Here is a 6,170-nt window from a genome sequence, read left to right as displayed (position 1 = left end):
TGACTTCCCTGAGTAACTAACAGCTTATTCTCTCCCAAATTGCCAGAATACATACCGACAAAACGGGCTATATTACGTGTCCCAATATTCACACAAGAAAAGTCTATTGTAAACATGAGTTTAAAATGTCCAATTTTGCTCAGTTGTGAAAATTAGACAAAACGCAGTTGAATAATGTTATTGGACAAACCACCAAACACTGTCTATATAAACAGTATTATTTTACATTAAAGTTTACCTATGAAATCACCTTTTCTAACTATGGTGCAAGAGCACATGTATCTGCGCCGATACGCTAAACGAACCATTGAATCTTATTTAAGATGGATAGCTGCATTCATACGCTTTAATGCTATGCGCCACCCAAGTGTTATGGGGAATACCGAGGTTGAACTGTTTTTAAGTCATTTAGCAAATCAGCAAAATGTTGCTCAGGGCACGCAATCTCAAGCATTAAATGCACTGTCATACTTATATAAAGAAATTTTAAGCACTCCCCTTTCGTTAAATCTGAATTTTAATAAAAGTCAAGGAGCTAGAAAGTTACCAGTGGTGCTTACAAAAGATGAAGTCGCCACTTTATTTAGAATGTGTAACACTCGCCACTATTTATCCTGCGCGTTACTTTATGGCAGTGGTTTAAGACTGATGGAAGCAATGCGTCTTCGAGTTCAAGATATTGACTTCGATTACCATTGTATTCGTATTTGGGATGGTAAGGGGGGTAAAAATAGAGTCGTGACATTGGCTAAAGAATTAGTACCTTTATTGTTAACTCAAATACAGCAAGTGCGAAGCCACCTGCAACTTGATCTACAAAACCCGCTTTTTGATGGAGTATGGTTACCATATCGCCTAAGAGATAAATACCAAGGACAAAACAAAACTTTAAATTGGCAGTATTTATTTCCATCATCAAAACTCAGTCTAGATCCTGAAACCAAACATTTGAGACGCCATCACATAGACGAAAAGCAAGTACAAAGAGCGGTAAAAAAGGCAGCCCAACTTGCCGGAATCGCTAAGCAAGTCACACCACATACTTTGCGTCATTCTTTTGCGACACATCTTTTACAAAGTGGCGCTGATATCAGAACGGTTCAAGCACAGCTCGGGCATAGCGATGTAAGAACCACACAAATTTATACTCATGTTATTCAACAAGGTGGGCAGGGAGTTGTGAGCCCAATGTCGCATTTAGCAATACCAAAATAAAAAAAGCGCAGTCCTTTGCGCCTGCCCAACTCGGGCGAATCGCTAAATCCTTTGTTAAAGGGGTAAGCTAAAAAAGCTTTATCTAAATATCGGAAATGTCTTTATATATTATTTTGTGATGCTTACTCGATTAAAAGTTACTTACTCATAACTCTGTACATAATGAAAAGAAGAAATTGTTAAAGCCTTTACTGTCACTGAGCTTTTCTCACTTTTTAATTAATTAAAAATGGTATGAAAATAGAGTCTTGCCATGTATTTTTCTTATATTTTTTGTAGAAAACGGGCTTTATCAACAAACGAAAGCTTTTAAATAATTCCTGTATTTACTCGCTCTAAAGTTCATCGTTGTTGTCATTAAATGTAAGAAAAAACACTAACATCAAAGTTGTGGCTTTCTTAATAGAAATGGGGGTCCTTCCCTCTAGATGAATATCCGTGTTAGCCATCTTTGATATAGAACCTGCCAAATTGGCAAACACTTACCTTAGATATGTTTCATCAATGCTGGTAGGTATAACTTGCTTCAACTTATACCCACCAGTTTCAACGATTAAAGCTTACGCCATACGCTGCTGCTACCTGGTGTTTGACCTTGTGTCCACCATTGAGCTTCGTACTGCATACCTTCATGACTGACTACATCACCTGTGTTATACACAAGGTCAGCACGCCATGCGCGAACAGTTCCATCATCAGGAATTACTTCTTCCCAAACACTGCTCGTTGCAGGGTTATCACCTTTTGTCCACCAGCGAGCTTTATACTCTTTACCGTTGTATAAAACGACATCACCCGTGTTGTAAATAGTGTTAGCGTCCCATGTTGTACCACCGTTATCATCGACATTGTTTACTGTTACGCTAAATGTACGAGTTACCGTGTTCACACCGTCACTGACAGATACTGAACCTTGTACCGTTTCAGTTGCAGTAACTTCACCCGCATTTAGAGTGACTGAATTACCTGAGCCTGTAACTGTATGACCTGGCACAACCCAAGTGTAAGTTAATGCTTGGTTTTCAGGGTCTGTCGCTGTAACAGAAAGTGCTGTAGATGTATTTTCGTCTAGTGTTACATCTGTAACTGCACCCACTTCTGGTGCTTTGTTGTCAGTAACTGGCGCTTTCACCATAACTTTAACTTGGCGGTCAACGACGTTTTTACCATCTGAAACTGATAGATTTACTGTATAAACACTGTCAGCCGTTACACTCGGTGCAACCACATCTACACTTGCGCCATTTGCAGTCAATACAAGTGCACTATCACCTGTCCAAGTAAAGCTTACTGCTTTACCTTCAGGATCTGTTGCTGTTGCGCTGATTGATACTGATTTACCAGATTCAACACTCACTTCTGAAACAACATTAACAACTGGTGCGCGGTCTACTGGTGTATCACTTGCACCTAAACCTTCGTGCATTGCATTTAGAATATCGCCATTATCAGCATCGATTTCCCATGCGAATAAACCACCTAGATCATTAGCACGAACATATTGGCCTTTTGCTTTTACTGAACGCGGGCTATCGTAAGTAATTAACTTGCCTGTGCTACGGTTCCATACATATGCACCCTCAGCTTGGTCGTCATAGCCTACTTCAAAGCCATTCACACCTTGTTCGTTTGCACCAATCATATAAGACTTAATGCCTTTATAATCAATAACACCCGCTTCCCAAATGCCTTGTTCTTTAGAACCTGTCAGTTTGCCGCTACCAGGGGCGGTCATAGGGTTGCCAGCAATCGCAGCGTTTTGTGGGTAAACACCGTCCCAACCACGACCGTACATTGCTGTACCAACAACAACTTTATTACTCGGTACACCTTGCGCTAACAATAACTTCACTGCATTGTCAGTTGTGTAAGCTGGGCCTTTGCGCGGCTCGCCTTTATCATCTAAGCCAGTACCTTCACACTCTCCAGTGCTCATATGAGAACCACAATAAAGCGCTGTTTGATGACCCGTTACAGTGTTCCAGCCACCATAAAAGTCATACGTCATCGCAAAAATATAATCCATATACTGAGCTGCTTGCTGGTAATCTACGTCTTCAATTTTGTCGTAGCCTGTACCAATCGCTGAAGAAAGCTCGTATTTACGACCTGTTTGAGCTTCAAGGCCATCAAGCATTTCTCGTAACTCTTTCATTAACGCAACATATGCCGCGCCATCTTCTGGGCTACCAAGATTCGCATTTGGACCACCGCCACCTGGGAATTCCCAGTCAATGTCGATACCGTCGTAGAACTTCCACGTTGTTAGGAACTCTTTCATTGAGTTTACAAACACATCGCGGTTTGCTTTAACAGTAAAACCATGGAATGGGTCAGATAGCGTCCAACCACCTACAGAAGGTAAGATTTTTAGGTCAGGGTTACGCTGTTTTAACGCCATTAACTGTGCATAAGTACCACGAATTGGATCTTTGCTGTCTACACCTGGTAGTGCTTTTTGAATAGCAGCCCATGGATCGTGAATAACCACTTCGTAGTCTTGTGAATCAGCACAGGCTGTTTGAAGCGCACGTAAGCTGTTGCCATTCTCAATCTCACCCAAAGATGCATTTTCACCACAAATTGGAATGAAGCCATATAGAATGTGCGTTAGGTTATCAGCTGGAATTTTAGTGACATCAAACTTACGACCATAAATACCCCACTCTACAAAGTAAGCACCTACAACAGTGTCTGTTTGTTTTGGGTAAGTTTTATTATTTGGATCGAAATCTAATGGCAATGGCGCTAAATGACCACCGTCTGTATCAGCGATAACGATCGGTTTTGCCGCAGACTTAGAACAGCCTGTCTCGTCACACAGTGCTACGCGCAGTTCATGACGACCAGATTTAGTGTAAGGAAATGAAATTGTGCCGCCATTTGAACCTACAGCAACAGAACCTTCGTTGACAACTTGATCATCAAAATACACTTTATAGCTATTACCTGCAGAGCCAGACCATGCATTCCATTGAATATTGATCTGTACTTCTGACTTGGCTTTTACCAGCTTTTTATAAGAGCCAATTGCCTCTAAGTCGACTTCGACAAAAGAGTAATTTTGCGGTTCCCAATTTAAGCTTGGTGTTGCCGGTGCAGCGATTGCACTGGTTGCGCTCATGGCTGCTGCTACAGCAACTGCCGAGGTTAGAAGTTTAAACATATTATAGTTCCTTCAGACTTGTTGTTAAAACCCGCCGTTTCTTAATCTAAACTCACAAATTTACCGCATTACCCATGCACCTTAATGCATTGGCGCTTAGCCTTAAACTTGCTCGTTCAATTTAAAATCCTTTGGGTTGTTATATTAATAATTCGTTATTTAAAGCGCTTTCCACACGTTACTGCCAGTTGGAGTTTCACCTCGTGTCCACCAGCGAGCTTGATATTGCTTTCCTTCAAAAGTCACAATATCGCCGCTGTTATAAGCTTGGTTGGCTTGCCACTCATTACCGCTATTAGCATCAATTAATTCCCAGGCTGGTGAACTGTCAGGTGTCTCACCTTTTACCCACCATTTTGCTCGATAGTTTTTGCCCAGGTACACAACGGTATCGTCTGCTGAATAAGCTTTGTCTTTTTGCCATGTATCATCAGGGGTTGTGATTGGCACATTTTTTACGACAACAGTGAGAGGCACAGTCTTAGTAAACTCGCCATCAGAAACGCTGACTTCTCCCGCATACTCTGTATCAGCAGTCACTTCGGGCGCTTGTACCGTGATGGTTGAACCTGTACCAGTAAATGTCAGAGGTGTTGGCAGTTGCCATGAGAAGTCAAGGGTCTGCTGCTCATCATCAAAGGCATGAACATGTAGATGCGCACTGGTATTTTCATCAAGTATCAATGTGTCTGGCGTATGCACTGTTGGTGGTGTATTTTTTGGTGCTGCAACCACTGTAAGGTTAAAGGTGTGATTTTTATCAGTTACAAACACTTGGTTTGAAAGCAGGTTTTTATTATCAAACAACACATTACCTTGTGCATCTTTGACACCTATTTGGATTAAATTGGCAAAGTCTAGACTCACTTGCTCAGCCAATTGTTGCTGCCAATTTGGCATATCAGCGGCAACTTTTAATTGTTGCTGAATTAGCTCTTGGCCATTGGCATCAAATAAACGCAGCCAAACTGTGTCGCCTACATTGGCTTCTTGCCCTTGTTTAATGAAGTAACCTGCCACATGCCATTCAATTGGGTTAGGATCAGTTATTCGTTCAATGGTAATGTCAGAACAGTTATAAAACCCTTCTCCAACTACATCATTACGCTGCCAGCGACTGAATAAAATGGCTTCACCATTGAATTTCTCTGGAATGGCAACGTCCATTTCGTAATAACGCTTACCATCAGGCGCCATAAAAAACTCAACATTGCCATGCTCTTGTACAAGCTCTACATCAGCCCAATTTAGTGGCTGTGCGTGAATATCTACGCTTGGTTTAGATAAATAAAATTGCCAAAAACTTGGGTTGTGAGGTGTCGTTGCGCGGTAGCGAATTTTAATGGTGCCATTAGCATTAGGTTTAACAACGTTGCGCTGCCAATCAACAGAAGGTGTGTTGATGCCTATTTTATTTACATCACCACCTGAACATAACTCACCGTCGGGCACTGCCGCTTCAACTGCCGCTTGATTTAAATAATCAGGTACATTGGCTGCAAATTCATGTAACTGTATAAACTGCACTTGCCCGCTAACTTGATAAGCTGCACGGCATGCTGCATTAGGAATATTGCTGCCGTCTTTAGGCCACCAAAACCCGCCTTGCTCTTCACAGATTGCCTGTCTAGCTTTGGGGCTATCCATGTAACCATGGGCAGAAACAGAGTCAGCAAACCCCAGGCCCATTGCTACAGCAATAGCCGATAACATTATTTTTTTCATGATAGTTCCTTGGGGCTGGCAAGCAGCCCCTTAGATTTCTGGTTAAATAATTTCTAGTTAAAGG

At 41.7% G+C, this 6,170-nt stretch carries 3 protein-coding genes; 1 reads left to right on the top strand and 2 read right to left on the bottom strand.

Features of this window, described 5'->3' with window-relative positions:
• Window positions 1–240: 240 nt before the first annotated feature.
• Window positions 241–1,215: an integron integrase gene (locus tag CWB72_RS09440; protein WP_138630886.1), complete on the top strand. Its 975-nt coding sequence runs from the start codon at window positions 241–243 to the stop codon at window positions 1,213–1,215.
• A gap of 553 nt (window positions 1,216–1,768) precedes the next feature.
• Here CWB72_RS09440 and CWB72_RS09435 read toward each other — a convergent pair.
• Both CWB72_RS09435 and CWB72_RS09430 read right to left on the bottom strand, forming a co-directional pair.
• Entirely contained in the window at window positions 1,769–4,381 is a 2,613-nt protein-coding gene (locus tag CWB72_RS09435; protein ID WP_138630884.1) for a glycosyl hydrolase family 18 protein, read from the bottom strand.
• Between the two features lie 159 nt (window positions 4,382–4,540).
• Window positions 4,541–6,106 carry a lytic polysaccharide monooxygenase gene (locus tag CWB72_RS09430; protein WP_138630882.1) on the bottom strand — a complete coding sequence of 522 codons (1,566 nt, stop codon included), beginning with the start codon at window positions 6,104–6,106 and terminating at the stop codon, window positions 4,541–4,543.
• Window positions 6,107–6,170: the final 64 nt, after the last annotated feature.

It is taken from the genome of Pseudoalteromonas phenolica (genome assembly GCF_005886345.1).
Taxonomy (GTDB): Bacteria; Pseudomonadota; Gammaproteobacteria; order Enterobacterales; family Alteromonadaceae; genus Pseudoalteromonas; species Pseudoalteromonas phenolica_A.
The sequence above is the reverse complement of the archived record's forward strand: the minus strand, read 5'-3'. Positions and strand labels throughout refer to the sequence as shown.